This window comes from Hymenobacter fodinae (assembly GCF_004745825.1).
In the GTDB taxonomy this organism is placed as follows: domain Bacteria; phylum Bacteroidota; class Bacteroidia; order Cytophagales; family Hymenobacteraceae; genus Hymenobacter; species Hymenobacter fodinae.
The window spans coordinates 1189646-1205718 of record NZ_SRLA01000001.1 but is presented as its reverse complement, the minus strand read 5'-3'; the positions used below and the strand labels follow the sequence as shown (position 1 = coordinate 1205718).

General features: G+C 54.3%; 13 protein-coding genes. 10 read left to right on the top strand and 3 right to left on the bottom strand.

All coding sequences use genetic code 11. The annotated features are described in order from the left end of the window. Positions 1-5 precede the first annotated feature (5 nt). From EU556_RS05185 to EU556_RS05145, 9 genes are all read left to right on the top strand, one after another. Positions 6-1451: an O-antigen ligase family protein gene (locus EU556_RS05185; RefSeq protein ID WP_167855457.1), complete on the top strand. Its 1446-nt coding sequence runs from the start codon at positions 6-8 to the stop codon at positions 1449-1451. After that, positions 1444-2352, top strand: a complete 909-nt coding sequence (locus EU556_RS05180; RefSeq protein WP_135431688.1) for a glycosyltransferase family 2 protein — start codon at positions 1444-1446, stop codon at positions 2350-2352. Before EU556_RS05185 ends, EU556_RS05180 begins: the two co-directional genes overlap by 8 nt. Beyond that, a complete protein-coding gene (locus tag EU556_RS05175; RefSeq protein ID WP_135431686.1) occupies positions 2349-3557 on the top strand; it encodes a glycosyltransferase in 1209 nt (402 codons plus the stop codon). The genes EU556_RS05180 and EU556_RS05175 overlap by 4 nt, the downstream gene beginning before the upstream one ends. 120 nt (positions 3558-3677) lie before the next feature. Next, a complete protein-coding gene (locus tag EU556_RS05170) occupies positions 3678-4877 on the top strand; it encodes a glycosyltransferase (RefSeq protein ID WP_135431684.1) in 1200 nt (399 codons plus the stop codon). A 98-nt stretch (positions 4878-4975) separates the two neighbouring features. Continuing rightward, complete coding sequence (locus EU556_RS05165; protein ID WP_135431682.1) at positions 4976-6013, top strand: CgeB family protein; 1038 nt, start codon at positions 4976-4978, stop codon at positions 6011-6013. A 24-nt stretch (positions 6014-6037) separates the two neighbouring features. Further along, positions 6038-6925, top strand: coding sequence for a glycosyltransferase family 2 protein (locus EU556_RS05160; RefSeq protein WP_245327430.1), 888 nt, complete (start codon positions 6038-6040; stop codon positions 6923-6925). A 172-nt stretch (positions 6926-7097) separates the two neighbouring features. Beyond that, a complete protein-coding gene (locus EU556_RS05155) occupies positions 7098-8189 on the top strand; it encodes a glycosyltransferase family 2 protein (protein WP_245327428.1) in 1092 nt (363 codons plus the stop codon). Positions 8190-8241: 52 nt separating this feature from the next. Next, positions 8242-9027: a glycosyltransferase gene (locus tag EU556_RS05150; RefSeq protein WP_135431678.1), complete on the top strand. Its 786-nt coding sequence runs from the start codon at positions 8242-8244 to the stop codon at positions 9025-9027. Between the two features lie 122 nt (positions 9028-9149). Next, positions 9150-10511, top strand: a complete 1362-nt coding sequence (locus EU556_RS05145) for a lipopolysaccharide biosynthesis protein (protein WP_135431676.1) — start codon at positions 9150-9152, stop codon at positions 10509-10511. A gap of 58 nt (positions 10512-10569) precedes the next feature. Here the strand turns inward: EU556_RS05145 and EU556_RS05140 are convergent, their stop codons facing one another. The 3 genes from EU556_RS05140 to EU556_RS05130 all read right to left on the bottom strand — a co-directional run bounded on the left by EU556_RS05140 (position 10570) and on the right by EU556_RS05130 (position 14933). Next, positions 10570-12678: a beta-galactosidase gene (locus EU556_RS05140; protein ID WP_245327427.1), complete on the bottom strand. Its 2109-nt coding sequence runs from the start codon at positions 12676-12678 to the stop codon at positions 10570-10572. 199 nt (positions 12679-12877) lie between these two features. Continuing rightward, the gene (locus EU556_RS05135) at positions 12878-13582 is read right to left on the bottom strand and encodes an SGNH/GDSL hydrolase family protein (protein ID WP_135432623.1); all 705 of its coding nucleotides are present in this window, start codon (positions 13580-13582) and stop codon (positions 12878-12880) included. Positions 13583-13793: 211 nt separating this feature from the next. Continuing rightward, positions 13794-14933 (bottom strand): cystathionine gamma-synthase, encoded by a 1140-nt coding sequence (locus tag EU556_RS05130; protein ID WP_135431672.1) that lies wholly within the window; start codon positions 14931-14933, stop codon positions 13794-13796. 195 nt (positions 14934-15128) lie between these two features. Here EU556_RS05130 and EU556_RS05125 point away from each other — a divergent pair, with 195 nt between their 5' ends. Further along, positions 15129-16067 (top strand): DUF2167 domain-containing protein, encoded by a 939-nt coding sequence (locus EU556_RS05125; RefSeq protein ID WP_167855455.1) that lies wholly within the window; start codon positions 15129-15131, stop codon positions 16065-16067. Positions 16068-16073 lie beyond the last annotated feature (6 nt).

Below are 16073 nucleotides of genomic sequence, written 5' to 3'. Positions count from 1 at the left end.
TGAAAATGACTCCTTCTTTTTCCCAAAACCTACTTAACTCCCGCTGGCTGTTACCAGCGGCGGTGCTGGGGGCGTTGGGAGCAGGTTGGCTGGCGGGCATGGCAGGCCCGGTTATTCCGGGGGTTCTATTAGGACTGCCGCTGCTGGTCTTCTTCTTATATCTGGTTTTCCATAGCCCACGGTCGGGCATGGTGGCCTACGTGCTGTACTGCTTTATTCTCGGCTTTATTGGTCGCCATGTGGTTACCAATATCCCGCTAGGCCTGGGCATGGACGCCGTGCTGCTGCTCACGTGGTTAGCCGTTCTTCTGCGCCCCGAGGAAGTTGAGTGGAAGCGTATTCAGAATGACATCTGCCTGCTAGCACTGCTTTGGTTTATTATCAATGTTCTGCAGCTAGCCAACCCCTCTGGAGCTAGCACTACCGGCTGGTTTTATGAAATGCGCAGCCTCACGCTTTACTGGGTGCTGGCCGTACCGCTGGGCTTTCTGGTATTTAACACGCAACGCGACCTACGCCTGTTTCTGATTCTGGTAATTGGGCTCTCCGTGCTGGGGGCACTCTATGGGATGAAGCAGAAATTCATTGGCCTAGATGCCGCCGAGCAGCAGTGGCTCGACGCCGGCCAATACCGCACCCACCTTATTTGGGGCAAGCTGCGGGTGTTTTCTTACTACAGTGAGGCCGCGCAGTTTGGGGCCTCGCAGGCGGAAATTGGCCTGGTGTGTTTGGTACTGGCCTTGGGACCGTTTACCTGGTGGAAGCGAATTCTCTTTGCCGTAGCTAGTGGCCTACTGTTTTACGGCATGCTGATATCGGGTACGCGGGGAGCCATGTTCGTGGTAGCTACCGGCATATTCGTGTACTTGGCGCTCAGCAAGCAGATCAAGATCTTGATTTTAGGCTGCCTGGTAGCCGGTGCTGGTTTTGGCTTGCTCAAGTACACCAGTGTGGGCAGCAGCAACGCCGATATCGTGCGTCTCCGGTCTTCCCTCGACCCCGAAGACCCTTCTTTTCAGTTGCGCCTTTCCAACCAGTTGAAATTGCGTAAATTTCTAGAAGACAAGCCTTTCGGTGAAGGCGTGGGCACCATTGGTCGCTGGGGTCATGAGTTCAACCCTAACAAATACATTTCTACCATTGAGCCCGACAGCCTGTATGTAAAAATCTGGGCTGAGTACGGGATTGTAGGCTTCATCATCTGGTTTGGGATGATGGTGTACATCCTGGGTAAGTGCTGCGGCATCGTCTGGCGCATCCGCGACCCGCTGCTTCGGCAAAAGCTGCTGGCCCTCACGGCAGGTTACAGCGGCATTTTAGTAGCCAGTTACGGCAACGAGGTGATGAACCAGATTCCGTCGGCTATGATCATCTATCTGTCGTGGGTTTTCGTCTTTTTGGGCCCCGAGCTCGACACCCCTCCTTCTACCGCAGTAGTTAAGCATGTCTAGGCCACTCGTCTCCATTATATCGGTCAACTACAAACAGGCCCGCGTTACCTGCGAGATGCTCGCGTCGGTGCAGCGGGTTACTTACCCCAACGTGGAGGTTATTGTGGTTGACAATGCCTCGCCCGAGGAAGAGGTGGCGCCTATTCAGGCCCAGTTTCCCGACGTGCAGGTCATCCGCTCTGCCGAGAACCTGGGCTTTGCGGGCGGCAACAACTTGGGTATTGCAGCAGCTAAGGGCAAATACTTGCTCTTTCTCAACAACGACACCGAAGTAGAGCCAGGCTTCCTGGAGCCGCTGGTGGAGCTGTTCGAAACTAACCCCAAGGCTGGTATTGCCTCGCCCAAGCTTATTTTCTTCGGCACCGACAACCTGATTCAGTACGCGGGCTGCGGGGGCATTAATCCCTGGACCGGGCGTAGCGTTACCTACGGCCACCTGGAAAAGGATCAGGGCCAGCACAACGCTTCTTCGCCTACGGCCCTAGCTCACGGCGCAGCCATGATGGTGCCCATGCGCCTGATCAAGGAAGTGGGCCTGATGCCCGAACTCTACTTCTTATACTACGAAGAACTAGACTGGTGCGAGATGATCAAACGGGGTGGCTATGAGTGCCACTACGTGGGCGACTCCACAGTTTATCATAAGGAGTCGGTTTCTGTAGGCCAGGGCTCCGTGATGCGCACGTATTACATGTACCGCAACCGGCTGCTATTTATTCGGCGCAACTCAACGGGCATGCGGTTCTGGAGTGGCATGCTGTTTTTCTTGTTCGTAGCTGTACCCAAGCAAGTAGCCGTACATGCCCTGCGGCTAGAGCAAAAGTATTTAAGTGCATTGTGGCGAGGCCTTAAGTGGCATCTGCACCCCCACAACGTACATCAAAATCATTATTTACGATGAGCTTATTCCTACCCCTGATTTCTTTGCTTTTGTATGCGGTAGGCCTCTTCCTGCTCTTCAATGTGCTGTACCTGCTGTTTTTTGCTTTGGCAGGACACTGGAAACAAGCACCCATTGCTCCCAACGCAACAGCCTCGGCCCCCCTCCAGCGCATGTGCGTACTTATTCCGGCCTACCACGCCGACGCCGTGATTCTGGAAACGGCCCCAGCCGCCAAGCGCCACGCTTATCCGGGCCAGATGCAGGTGTACGTTATTGCCGATGGCCTACAGCCCGCTACCGTAGCCAAACTGCGCAGCCAGGATATTGGCGTGATTGAGGTAGCCTTTGAGAAAAGCACAAAAGGCAAAGCCCTGCTGGTAGCTCTACAAACGCTGCCTGCCGAGAGCTACGACGTGGCCGTGGTATTAGATGTAGACAACGTAATGGATACCGGCTTCCTGACGGAAGTAAACCGGGCCTTTGCCGCTGGCTACCGGGTAGTGCAGGGACACCGCACCGCCAAAAATGTTGATTCGCCCTTTGCCGTGCTGGATGCCTGCAACGAGGAAATTAATAACCACATCTTCCGCCAGGGTCACGCTAGCCTGGGCATGTCGGCGGCGCTGATTGGCTCGGGCATGGCCTTCGAGTATGGCTACTTCAAGCAGCTGCTTCAGGACATTGGCGATACGCCGGGCGAAGACAAGGAGATGGACTTCCGCATCGTGAAAGATGGGGTTAAGATCGGCTACCTCTCCAACTCCTACGTGTTCGATGAGAAAATTCCCAACTCAAAAGCTTTCACCACCCAACGCACCCGCTGGATTGCGGCGCAGTTGGAGTTTCTGAAAAAATACTTCTGGGAGGGCCCCGTGCAATTGTGGCGCGGCAACGGCGAGTTCTTTGACAAAGTGCTGCAAACCTTGCTGGTACCGCGCATTCTGCTGCTGGGGGTGCTAGGCCTGTTGCTGCTGCTTTCGCTGCCAGGTTGGCCAGTGGGTCCTTCGCCGCTGTTTTGGGCTGGCTTGCTGCTCGGCACTGGAGCGTCACTACTCATTTCGCTACCGGGCCGTATGTACAACCGCCAAGTAGGGCAAGCTATTTGGCACTTGCCTATTGCGTTGGGTGCCATGGTAATAGCCCTATTGCAAACCAAAAAAGCCAAAGCCTCCTTTTTACCTACTCCGCACGCTACAACCGGCGCCGAGGCTGCTCAGCCCTAAACTCCGCTTCATATGCCTTGGGAATTGATTGCCTTACCAACGCTGATCTGCTTTGTTGTTGGCCTCAGAAAAGGCCTGAAGGTTTTTTCTAACCGGTAGCTGCCAACTCACGTGTGTTCCATGAATAACCAGAACATAATTATCGTTTCCCAACAATCCTGGGACACTACCATTGGCATAAACTCGCGTAACCTAGCCAAGGAGTTCAGCAAAACAAATCGGGTGCTCTACGTGAACCTGCCGCTTGACATTAACACGCTGCTGCGCTCGTACCAGCAGCCGGAAGTGAAAAAGCGGCTGCGGGTAGTACTGGGCCAAACAGAAGGCATGGAGCAGGTAGAGCCCAACATTTGGGTCTACAACACGGGAGTCATTTTTCTGTCGGCGAACTGGCTGACTTCCAAATCTCTATTCAAAGCAGCCAACCAGATTAACAGCCGGCTGCTGGCGCGCAGTATTCAGAAGGCGGCCAAACTACTCGGCTTCGACACCTTTTACTTCTTTCAGGACGGCCTGATTTATTCGGCGCTGGACCTACCGCACCTGCTGAAAACCCAGCAATACATTTACAACATCCGCGACTACGTACTGCCCCAGCCGTACTTTAAGCGGCACGGCCCCTGGATTGAAGCAGAACTCATCAAGCGAGCCGACGTGATAACGGCCAACTCGGGCTGGCTGCGCGATTACGCCCGCAAGTACAACTCCCACAGCCACGATGTAGGCCAGGGCTGCGTGCTCTCGTTGTACCAGGCAGATGGCCACTTCAGCACTCCGCCGGACATGGCCCCAATAGCTAGGCCTATCATTGGGTATACAGGTTACCTGACGGAGTTGCGCCTCGACATTGACTTGCTGATCTACATTGCGCGCCAGCGCCCCGAGTGGCAGTTGGTGCTGGTGGGCCCGGAGGACGAGGCATTCACAAAGAGTCAGTTGCATGAGCTTCCCAACGTCCATTTCCTGGGCACCAAAACCCCCGACCAGCTACCTGCCTACGTGGCGCATTTCGATGTGTGCATCAACCCGCAGATCGTCAACGAAATCACCATTGGTAACTACCCCCTCAAAATAGATGAGTATCTGGCCATGGGAAAACCCGTTGTAGCCACCGAAACTCAGGCCATGGAGATGTTCCTGCCCCACGTGCTGGTAGCTAGCACCCACGCCGAATGGGTACAGCAGCTAGAGCAGGCCCTGAACGACCACAACGAGGCAGCGGTAAACGCACGCATTAGGTGCGCGCAGAGCCACACCTGGGAGGCCGTAGTGTCTAAAATTTACGATGCCCTGACGCCCTCGTTGCAAGCCGCGTCTTAGTAGAACACTGGCTCGCATAGCCACCACAGTAGGTTTACTCTGCTCAGTTTTCGCAACTGCACTCTAGGCCACTAACACCACTTAAACGCAGAGCACCCATGCTAAAGGATGTTTTCAAAAACAAAAAGGTCTTATTTATTGGTGTAGCTTTCTACGAGTATCATTTAGAGATAATTAAGAAGATTGAGCAGTACGGCGCAGAGGTAACCTTTTTTGCCGAGCGAGACACCTCCATTAAATATGGCATTGTAAATCGGTTGTTTCCTTTTTGGCTCGACGAATATCAGCAGAAGCACTACACATCTATTCTCAAGAAAATTGCGAATAAAGAATTTGATTACTTTCTAGTGATCAGAGGCCTACGCATGCCGCTTTCGTTTGTGCGCGCAGTAAAGGCCATGAACCCGGGCATTACCACTATTATGTACCAGTGGGATGCCAACGTTAATAGTCCTTTTCTGGAGCTGGAAGCCGACTACAACATCACCGGTGAATTCGACAAAGTACTGTCGTTTGATTACAAAGACGTAGAGCAAAACCCCTGGATTCAGTATAGCCCAACCTTTTACATCGACGAAGTAAAAAAGCTGGCGCATAATACCCAGAATGAGCGCAAGGAAATTGATTTCTTCTATTTCGGCTCTTACCTCCCGGAGCGCTACGCGGGGCTAATTAAATTCAAAGAGTTTGCCGACCGGCATGGCTACACATTGCATAGCCATTTCTACATGTCGTACCGGTATTATTTGATTGAGCGACTAAAGGGCACAAAGCTGGATAAAAGTCTGATAAGCTTTGCCCCCATGAGCCGCAAAGAATACCTGGCGCTTTTCAATAAATCGAAAGCCATTGTTGACGTGAGCAACGCCAAACAAACCGGCATGGCTATGCGCGTAATTGATGCCATTGGCACCGGCAAAAAGGTATTAACTACAAATGCCTGGGTTACGAAAGAGCCCGGCTACAATCCGGAGCAAATAGCCATCATTGATTTAAATGATATCAAGCTGCCCGCTTCTTTTTTGGAGAAGGAGCTGGAGCCTAGCCGCGTAGACTACTCGCTTGACAAATGGCTGGAAAACATATTCGTAGGTAGCCCTTCTCCGGTTCACACACTCAACGCCGACTTAGCCTAAAGACCCAGTTTAATACGAATAATCATGAAAATGCCCCCGCTTTCCGTACCGAACTGGATTCAAAAGCATTTATTCTTACATAAGAATTTTGCCGACCTCACCCCGGCTGAAGTAGAGGAGCTTCGGACGCGCTTAAGCAAGTTTAAGCACGTTTCCCCTGACGTATCGGTGGTAATTCCGGCCTGGAACGAGGAAAATAATATTTATCGTACTCTTTCTACGCTGGCCTCTAATACCACCACGCTGAAAGTAGAAATTGTGGTAATCAATAATAATTCCACTGACTCAACGCAGCAGGTATTAGACACGCTCGGAGTAACGAGTTATTTCGAACCGATGCAGGGCATTACGTATGCTCGGCAAACTGGCCTATACAAGGCGAAGGGCAAATATTTGTTGTGCGCCGATGCAGACACGTTTTATCCGCCACACTGGATTGAACTCATGACGGCGCCCATGATTAAATCGGCCAGCATTACGGGGGTATATGGCCGTTACGCATTTCTGCCGGAGGATGGAACAGACCGTAAAGGGCTGTGGGTGTACGAAATGATTGGCAACGTGCTGACCGGTATTAAAAAACGGCACCGCGAATTCATGAATGTGCTTGGCTTTAATATGGGCCTGGTTACGGAAATAGGCCGGGAAACCGGTGGCTTTAAGGTGCACACAGCCCGCACATTTAATAACGCCGAAAACGTAGAAGAATCAGAAGACGGCCGAATGGCAATTCGGTTGAAAACCCGCGGGAATTTAAAGCAGGTAACTGACCCCAGAGCTATTGTATTTACTTCTACTCGCAAGCTGATGCAAGACGGCAGTATTGTTCAGGCCTTCCTGAATAGACTTAAACTACACACGAAATATATGGCAGAATATATTACTGGCCCCGCCATAAAAGTCCAGGACTAGTTTTCAACATACGTAATACACCACCGCAGTATTTCTGGTACGCTGTGCGTGGCGTGGTAGTGCATTTCATCGGTTTCTGCTCATGCTTGTAGTTTGTTTTTGGTTATTTCTGGCCGTTGTTTTCTATACCTATGTAGGATACGGCCTACTGGTAGCAGTGTGGGCCTACCTTGTGCGAAAAAGCACGAAGCAAAAGCCCCTCTCAGTCACATTTGAGCCCGAGGTGACTTTGGTGGTACCGGCCTATAACGAAGCCGATATTCTGGCGGCTAAAGTGCGTAACTGCCAAGAGCTCGACTACCCCACTGATAAGCTGCGGCTAATGTTCATCACCGACGGCTCCACGGACAACTCGGGTGAGGTGCTGGCCGCTTACCCTGAGGTGCAGCACCTGCACATTCCGGAACGGGGCGGCAAGTCGTTGGCTGAAAACCGGGCCATTCAGCACATTACCACGCCCTACGTCATTTTCACGGACTGTAACACGCTGCTAAACCCTGAGGCAGTGCGGGCCATGGTTACGCACTACCAAGACCCACGCGTGGGAGCGGTTTCCGGCGAGAAGCACGTGCTCAACGACGGTACCGCCTCGGGTTCCGGGGAAGGTCTCTACTGGAAATATGAGTCGATGCTGAAGCGCTGCGACTCGGATATATACAGCCTAATGGGAGCCGCCGGCGAGCTGGTATCCTTCCGGACGGAGCTATTTGATCCGTTAGAAAAAGACGTTATCCTCGACGACTTCATCCAGTCGATGCGCATTGTGGGGGCGGGCTACAAGGTGGTATACGAGCCGAAAGCTTATGCCATGGAGCCGCCTTCTGCCTCACTGAAGGAAGAAATGCGCCGCAAAGTGCGCATTTGCGCAGGTGGCTGGCAGGCCATGTCGCGCCTCACCTTCCTGCTCAACCCCCTGCGCCAACCGCTGGTAACGTTCTTGTACGTCTCGCACCGGGTACTGCGCTGGAGCCTCACCCCAGTTCTGCTGGCGCTGCTGCTCCCCCTCAATGCCTACCTGGCCTACACCGAGCATGGCATCTATACGGTGCTGTTGGCGTTGCAAGTGCTGTTTTACGTGGCTAGTGGCCTAGGCTGGTTAATGGCCACCCGCGGTCGAAAAGCCGGCGCAGCCTTGGTGCCGCTGTATTTCACTATGATGAACGTGGCAGCCTTCCGTGGTTTTGGACGCTTCATGCGCAACTCCCAGCCCGCCGCTTGGGATAAAGCCCAGCGGGCCGTGGCCGTTCCTACCACTACTATCTAGGCCACTGCGCCTAGCCCTTTTAGATACCTCCTTCTATTACGCACCTGAACCGATGACAACGGCTAGTTTCCCTGAGGTCACACTCCTGATTACGCACTACAACCGCAGCAAATCTATTGAGCGGCTGCTACGCAATTTTGCCGATCTGGGAGTTTCTTTCGGAGACATTGTGGTTTCAGACGATGGCAGCAAGCCAGTGCACCAACAGGCTTTGCAGGACTTGCAGCAGCAGTACCAGTTCCGGCTGATAACCACTCCCGTGAACAAGGGCCTCGGCAACAACCTCAATAAGGGCCAGGATGCGGTTACAACTCCTTACACGCTGTATGTGCAGGAAGACTTTGTGCCCTCCCGTGAATTTACGCCGCATTTCCAGGACGCCTACGCCATCATGCAGAAGGCCGAGGACATCGACATTGTTCGGTTTTACGCCTACTATGCGTACCCATATCTGAAGCCCTACGGCCAAGGTTTTTCAGAAATGCTCTACAAGCCGTGGTACCTGAACACTACTAAGATTTACCACTACAGCGACCATCCGCACCTGCGGCGCAGCTCTTTTATGGAGAAGTTTGGCCGCTACAAAGAGGGCATCAAAAGTGACCGGACGGAATATCTGATGTGCTTGTCATTTATCCAGAACCAAGGCAAAGGCCTGTTTTATGACAAGTTCAATGATCTTTTCACCCAGGAAAACTCGGCGGAAGAGCCCAGCACCGTTACGCGTAGCAACTGGCGCAACAGCGACAACCTGCTGATTGCGATGATCCGCACGGTGTTCCGGCAAGTGAAATACAACTACGACCTACACCTCGGGGCTCGAGTTAAAAGTGCCTGATCTGCGCTACCGCCCTTTACTCTACGCCGGCTCTCCGGCGTAAGGCCCTCGTTCCTAACCCGACCTTCTCTCTTTTACCACCTTGGCATTTCTAGGCCAGGGGATGGCACTTCAGCATTGCAATGGGAAATAGCTTGACCAGTAAAATTGCCTCGTTCTTGAGCAACAAACACTTGATGTCGCTTACGGGCAATATGACTGTACAGGCAATCAACATCGTGTACTTTGGCTTGCTCTTCCGCTATATGAAAGTAGAGGAGCTTGGCGCGTACGTGTTCTTCAACTCGGTGCTAGGCCTAGCCGACTCCTTGCGGGCCGGGTTCGTGACCACTGCCTTCATGCGGTGGTATTGTGGCGCCGCTGCTAAGCGCGCCGCCGAGGTAATGGGCTCAACCTGGGTTATCAGCATTGCCATTACGGTGCTGTTTGGCCTGCTCAATATTGGGGCATACCTGCTGAGCTACCCCCTGGCCAACGAAGGCCTGAACCTGTTCATCAAATGGTCGGGCCTGACGCTGGTGTGCATGCTGCCCTCCTTCGTGGGCATGTGTGTGCTTCAGGCAGAGCAGCGCTTCGATAAGCTCTTGTACCTGCGCTCTATGCAGTTGGGCTTGTCGGTAATAGGCCTGTTTGGGCTTCTGTGGCTGCAAAAAGTGACGGTTACCAATGTTGTTTACACCAACCTGTTTGCCGCTTCTTTCACTAGCCTGGTAACGCTGGTGGCGGGCTACACTCGGCTCGGCGACATCCAGCACCGCAGCACGGAGTGCATACGGGAGCTGGCTAACTTCGGTAAATACAGCGTGGGCAGCCAAATTGGCGCCACTTTGTTTCGCAACTCCGATACGTTCATTATCAACTTTATGCTGGGCCCGGCCGCACTGGCGGTATATAACTTGGCGCAGCGCTTCATGATTATTATTGAGCTGCTGGTGGGCAGTTCCATTGCCACTGCCATGCCCATGCTCTCGGTGGCCTACAACAAGAACGATAAAGCTGAGTTGAGAAGTATTCTCACCAAGAATGTAGGCATTGTTACGTGGGTTTTGCTCCCAATTGTGGGGGGCACCATTCTGCTGGCCGAAATTCCAATCTACATCTTAGGCGGCAGCAAATACATCGGCACGGAGGCGGCTAACCTGCTACGCATATTTATGGCCATGGCCATCCTCTTCCCCATCGACCGGTTTACTGGTATCACCCTCGAGGTAATCAATAAGCCGCGCCTCAACCTGATTAAGGTGTTCATGATGCTGGCCATTAACGTAGCCGGCGACTTTGCGGGGATTTACCTGTTCAAGGGAATTTATGGGGTGGCCATTGCCAGCTTCCCCACGGTACTATCGGGTTTCTTGTTTGGATACTTGCTGCTGCGCAAAGACCTCTCCTTGTCGCTGACGGAAATGGCCAAAGTTGGCTTGGTAGAGAGCAAAGCTATTATCACAAAATTCCTGAGCGCCTTCAAGCGCGTACAGAGCGTGTAGCAACTCCACACTCAATAAGTTACGCAGCGCAGTGACCTAGGCCACTGCGCCGCGTAACTTATGGGGCCAGCACAAATACAGGGGTTTCTGTTACCTGCAAGGAGAGTTTGCCGTTTTGCACAGGCACCCGCTGTTTGTCCATGCTTTCTTTGCCAATGGCCGGCTTATGTACGTCGGCGTAGGTGGCCTTGCCAAGGTTCAGCGTATAGGGGGCCGTGCGGCCTTTCTCATCGGGCACTACCAGCACGTAGGCCGAGCGTCCATTCAGCTCGTAGCGGTCCACGATGGGGTCGGAGTGCAGAGTTTGCTTATAGGTGTAAGCCCCTAGCAGCTTGTTAGCCTGACTGATGTATTGAGCCGCTGGCCGGGGCGTTTTGTCGTCGTTGAGTAAGCCCATGGAGCCAAACCGCGTAGGATTTTGCGGGTTGTCGTCGTAGAGTTGATATAGAAATACGCGCTCCACTCCCCAGCGGGCGTACAGCAAGGAGGTGCGAAGAATCCAGTCGGCCTGGGTTTGCTGCACCGTTTTGTTGCCGATAGCAATAGCTTTGAGCGGGCTGCCCTGGTTGAGGTCGTAGCCGGTTTCCGTAATCCAAACGGGCATGTTGCCGGCGTACTCGTGCGCCATTTGCACAAAGGCCTTGGCTACTTGCCCTGCTTCTGACAGTTCAGGAGCCGCCCCGCGCGTGGGCTCTCCGCCTTGCGAGGTGCGGGCATCGTTGGAGTAGAGATGGTAGTTGATTACATCCCAACACAGGTTCACACTGCCATCGGCCTTATAACCCCGGTTTTGGCGGCACCAGTCTATCATGCCCTTTACGTAGTCGGGGGTAGGTGCCGCTAGGCCACCCATTACTACTTGCATCTTAGGGTCGGCATTTTTCACTCCAACCCCAGGCCCCAGGGTATTCTTGTGCCCATCGTAAAACGCCGACAGGTTAGCCGCGTACTCTGCGGCCGTCTGATAGGCTTTGCGGCCCTTCCACCATTTGTCGCGCTCATTATCGCACTCTATGTAACGAATGAGGCCTAGGCCAGTCTTTACTTCATTTACGGGGTCGGCGGTCCAGCGAGGCGGGCGGGTGCTTACTTTTACCAGCGGCCGCGCCACGGCTTGGTTGCTGCCATAACGCGCGGCAAACTGGAAAGCTACTTTGGCCTGCTCCACGTAGGAAGCGGGAGCTTTCAAGTCTTTACCAAACTGCGCGGGCACGTTTTCGGCGTCTCGCTCCGTAGCCGGGTACGACTCCTGCATCCACTTGGGCAGCGTTTTAATGCAGGCTAATACCTCTACGCCCTCTTGCTTCAGACGGCTGTACATGGCATCGTAATTCCAGCTGCCGTTGTGTGAGGGATTGAACGTGTAGCTGCCAGGTTGCGGCTCCAGTCTTTCCCAGTCGAGATAGTGCCGAATACCGGTAAAGTTTTTTACCGCCTTCAGCCGGGCCGGGTCTACTTCCGATGGGTTATTGCCATCCTCCAAATTCCACTCAAACCCATTTACCCCAAACATCTGCTTCAGCTTCACGGCCTTTTGAGCAGCTAGCGTGCTGGCGCTGGGGGCTGGGGGCATTTTGGCCGCTTTATACGTGCCGTACAGCTCAATTTCGGTCGGATACACCGTGCCCGAGGTAATGACTAGGTAGCGCGCGTTGCGAATAGGTTGCGCTAGGGCATACTCCTTGGGCTCACTCGGATCAGGCCCCACCCACTGCTGATATTCGTTGCCCGCAAAGGTGGCAATCGGAATCTGCTCCCACCCCTCGGTGATGATGGATAGCACCATGGGCGCCCCGGAGCTGCTGCCTTCTCCATCGTACATCTTCACGCTTTCAAGCACAAACGACTCCCCTTTCTGCAGCGGATAATACGCCTCATACTGGTCGAGTAGCTTGCCCCAGCCCCGCGAAATATTGGCATTGGTAATGCCATCAAACAGGGCCGGGATACCATCGGGAGCATTGGTAAGCAGGTACCAGCGCTGCGGGTCAATGGGGATTTTGCCGGTTCCTTCTACTGCCTCGCGGGTATTGCTGGTGAGGGTTGCGGGCACTCCTACCCCACTGCTTTCCTCCTGCAACTGCGGGTATACCCGGCGCAGCAGCACAAACAACACCACACCAGCCACACACACGGCTACAAGTATCTTCAGAAGGGTTCTTCCCATTACTGGCGGATTTAGCGAGGAGTCAGGCTGCAAAATAGGGTGGTGCGAATGGCGCATGCCGGGGCAAAATACGCGCAATGCTACAAACGCACGCAGCTCAGCCAGAAAACTAGCGCTAGGCCAGCCATTGAGCGCACCCACGAGAGTGGCGTACTTGGGTCATTGCAGCATGGTTCTGGACGCACTCCGCCCTATAGGCCTAGCGCAGCAAGGTACGCACCACGGGCAAAGCTTGGTCGGCCCACTGCCGCATGTGCTTCCCCGAATAATGAAGCCCATCAGAAGTGAACTGGGTGGGGTCATTGGCAGCCGCGCGGGTGAGGTCGGTAATAGCAAGGTAGGCCACCTGCGCTTGTTGACATTCCTGCTCAGCCGCCGCATTAAACTGATCTATTTCGGCGCCAATTCGGGCTTGGTCGTAGCCCCGCGCGTAAGGCGTCTGCCCCCAGTCCGGAATGGAAAGCACCAATACGCGGCCGGGTCGGTTGCCCGCCAAGCGGACAACTATTTGCAATAGCTCTCGAAACTCAGTGCGGTAAGTAGCTAAGGGCTGCCCGCGGTATTGGTTATTTACCCCAATCAGCAGGGATACCAGACCGTATGTTTTCTGCACATTGGCAGCCTTGATTGCCGCCTGCAGTTCAGCGGTAGTCCAGCCAGTGCGGGCAATAATATCCGGCTTCAGCAAGCCTTCCGCCTGGCCTAGCTGCGCCAGTTGCACACTCCATCGGTCAGCCTCCGGCACGCCTTCCCCAATAGTGTACGAATCACCGAGCGACAGAAAACTCACTGCATTGCCGGCTGAGGTGGGCGGGCCAGGAACCGTAGTGCTTGGAGCTGGATCGGAAGATGGCTGCCCGCAGCTAAAGCCGAGCAGCATGAATAGCAGCAGAAAAGAGCGCATATACCGGGAGACCATAGTCATGAGGGGAAAGCATGTACGGACCTACTAGCCACGGCAGATTGCGTAAGGCTCTACCTCCCAAGCCAGCTTACACATACTAACAGAAAAACCCGCCTGGCACCAAGCACCAGACGGGTTTCCTGTAGTAATAGCTATACGCCTGGCTACTAGCCTAGCCACCACTTGACTAGGCCAGTAGCCAGAAAATGCTCTACCCAATAGCTTGCTTTAGATCCTCAATCAGGTCCTCGGCGTCTTCAATCCCTACGCTCAGGCGGATTAGCGAATCGGAGAGGCCGGCTTTACGACGTTCCTCGGCCGGAATGCTGGCGTGGGTCATCGTGGCCGGGTGGCCTGATAAGCTTTCTACTCCGCCAAGGCTCTCGGCTAGGGAGAAAAACTCAAATTTCTCCAGCACGGCTATGGCATCCTCCTTCCGGTCGCCTTCCAGCACAAACGAAATCATGCCGCCGAAGCCGCGCATCTGCTTGGCTGCTACCTCGTGGTTGGGATGGTCGGGGAAGCCGGGCCAGTACACTTTGCCCACTTTAGGGTGGCTCTTCAGGAACTCGGCTACGGCGCGGCCATTCTCGCAGTGGCGCTGCATGCGGACGTGCAACGTCTTGAGGCCACGTAGCACCAAGAAACAGTCTTGGGGGCCAGGCGTGCCGCCGCAGGCGTTCTGCAAGAAGCGGAGGCGCTCGTGCAGCTCGTCATCTTTCACCACAATGGCGCCCATTACTACGTCGGAGTGGCCGCCCATGTATTTGGTAAGCGAGTACATTACCATATCGGCGCCCAAATCTAGGGGCGTTTGCAGGTAAGGTGTCGAGAAGGTGTTGTCAACCACCAACAGGGCGCCTACTTTTTTGGCTACGGCCGAGGCGGCTTCAATGTCAATGATATTCAGCAGCGGGTTGGTAGGCGTTTCCACCCAAATGAGCTTGGTCCGCTCGTTAGCTACAGCCTCCACCTGGCTCATATCGTGCATCGATACGAAATGGAACTTGATGCCGTAGTTGGCGAAAACCTTTGTGAAGAGACGGTAGCTGCCGCCGTAGAGGTCATTCGTAGAAATTACCTCGTCGCCGGGCTGCAGCAGCTTCACAATGCAGTCGATGGCCGCCATACCTGAGGCGAAGGCCAGGCCGTGCTTGCCGTTATCGAGGGCGGCCAGTGCGTCTTGCAGTTGGGTGCGGGTAGGGTTATGCGTACGCGAATACTCGAAGCCTTTGTGGTCGCCGGGAGAGCGTTGCACGTAGGTCGAGGTCTGGTAGATAGGCGTCATGATGGCCCCGGTTTCGGGGTCAGGATGCACGCCGGCATGAATGGCTTTGGTTCCGAATTTCATAAGGGCGGGATGCGGGAGATTAACGTCTCGTAAACACTGAGCGCAAAGGTAGGAATGTCTGCCGGACGCGACCGAGTGGCCTAGCCGGGCAAGTGTCCGCACTAGAAGCACTTTATGTGTGCGCTTGTTTTAGCTTATCCCGATAGCGTTCTATCTTACCAACAAAATTCTATTCATCCTTTTTCACTTATCCGCTTGAAAAAACTTCTACTCCTAATGGCTTTCGTGTGTCTGCACCTAAGCACCCGCGCCGCTGGTACGCCCCCCGATTCTGCGGCTCTGCTAAAAGCCTACGTGCAAGCCGTGCAAGACTCCTTGCACTACCAAACTGGCCACGTAGCCCTGCCCGATGGTGTGGGCGAAATCAATGTTCCGAAAGGCTTCCGTTACTTGGATGTGGCCCAAAGCACGAAAGTGCTGACCAAGCTGTGGGGTAACCCCAGCGGTGAGAACCTGGGCATGCTCTTCCCCATCGACCGTGGCCCTCTGGATGAAAACAACTGGGCCTTCGTGATTCAATACGACCAGATGGGCTACGTGAAGGACGATGATGCCGACGACATTGATTACGACGATCTACTCAAGGACATGCAGTCGGATCTGGTTGAAACTAATAAGGAGCGGGCCGAGGCCGGCTATGGTGCCGTAACGCTGGTGGGCTGGGCCGCTAAACCCTTTTATGACAAGCAGCTTAATGCTTTGCACTGGGCCAAGGAGCTGCAATTTGCTGGCGAGAACGAGCATACCCTCAACTACAACGTGCGGCTGCTCGGGCGTAAGGGCGTGTTGGTGCTGAACGCGGTAGGCACTCCCGGCCAGTTAGCTGAAGTGCGGAGTAGCATCCCTGGCGTGATGCAGGGTGTGAGCTTCAGCAAAGGCCTTCGGTACGCCGACTTCAACCCCAAACTAGATGAGGTGGCAGCCTACGGCATCGGAGGCCTTATTGCCGGCAAAGTGCTAGCGAAGGTGGGCTTCTTCGCCCTTATTCTGAAGTTTTGGAAAATCTTGCTGGCCCTGCTGGCTGGCGCTTGGACGGCCATCCGTCGCTTTTTCGGCGCCAAAACCAGTGCCACTGACGAAGTTCAACCAGCCCTGGCCGGCGGCCCCACCCCCGACGCGGAGCCTGAAGCGTAGCCTTCG

Coding starts and splice junctions, on each gene's coding strand:
- EU556_RS05140 (WP_245327427.1), bottom strand. CDS start 12,678: ATGGGAAGAACCCTTCTGAAGATACTTGTAGCCGTGTGTGTGGCTGGT.
- EU556_RS05130 (WP_135431672.1), bottom strand. CDS start 14,933: ATGAAATTCGGAACCAAAGCCATTCATGCCGGCGTGCATCCTGACCCC.
- EU556_RS05170 (WP_135431684.1), top strand. CDS start 3,678: ATGAATAACCAGAACATAATTATCGTTTCCCAACAATCCTGGGACACT.
- EU556_RS05175 (WP_135431686.1), top strand. CDS start 2,349: ATGAGCTTATTCCTACCCCTGATTTCTTTGCTTTTGTATGCGGTAGGC.
- EU556_RS05180 (WP_135431688.1), top strand. CDS start 1,444: ATGTCTAGGCCACTCGTCTCCATTATATCGGTCAACTACAAACAGGCC.
- EU556_RS05135 (WP_135432623.1), bottom strand. CDS start 13,582: ATGCGCTCTTTTCTGCTGCTATTCATGCTGCTCGGCTTTAGCTGCGGG.
- EU556_RS05185 (WP_167855457.1), top strand. CDS start 6: ATGACTCCTTCTTTTTCCCAAAACCTACTTAACTCCCGCTGGCTGTTA.
- EU556_RS05145 (WP_135431676.1), top strand. CDS start 9,150: ATGGGAAATAGCTTGACCAGTAAAATTGCCTCGTTCTTGAGCAACAAA.
- EU556_RS05160 (WP_245327430.1), top strand. CDS start 6,038: ATGAAAATGCCCCCGCTTTCCGTACCGAACTGGATTCAAAAGCATTTA.
- EU556_RS05165 (WP_135431682.1), top strand. CDS start 4,976: ATGCTAAAGGATGTTTTCAAAAACAAAAAGGTCTTATTTATTGGTGTA.
- EU556_RS05150 (WP_135431678.1), top strand. CDS start 8,242: ATGACAACGGCTAGTTTCCCTGAGGTCACACTCCTGATTACGCACTAC.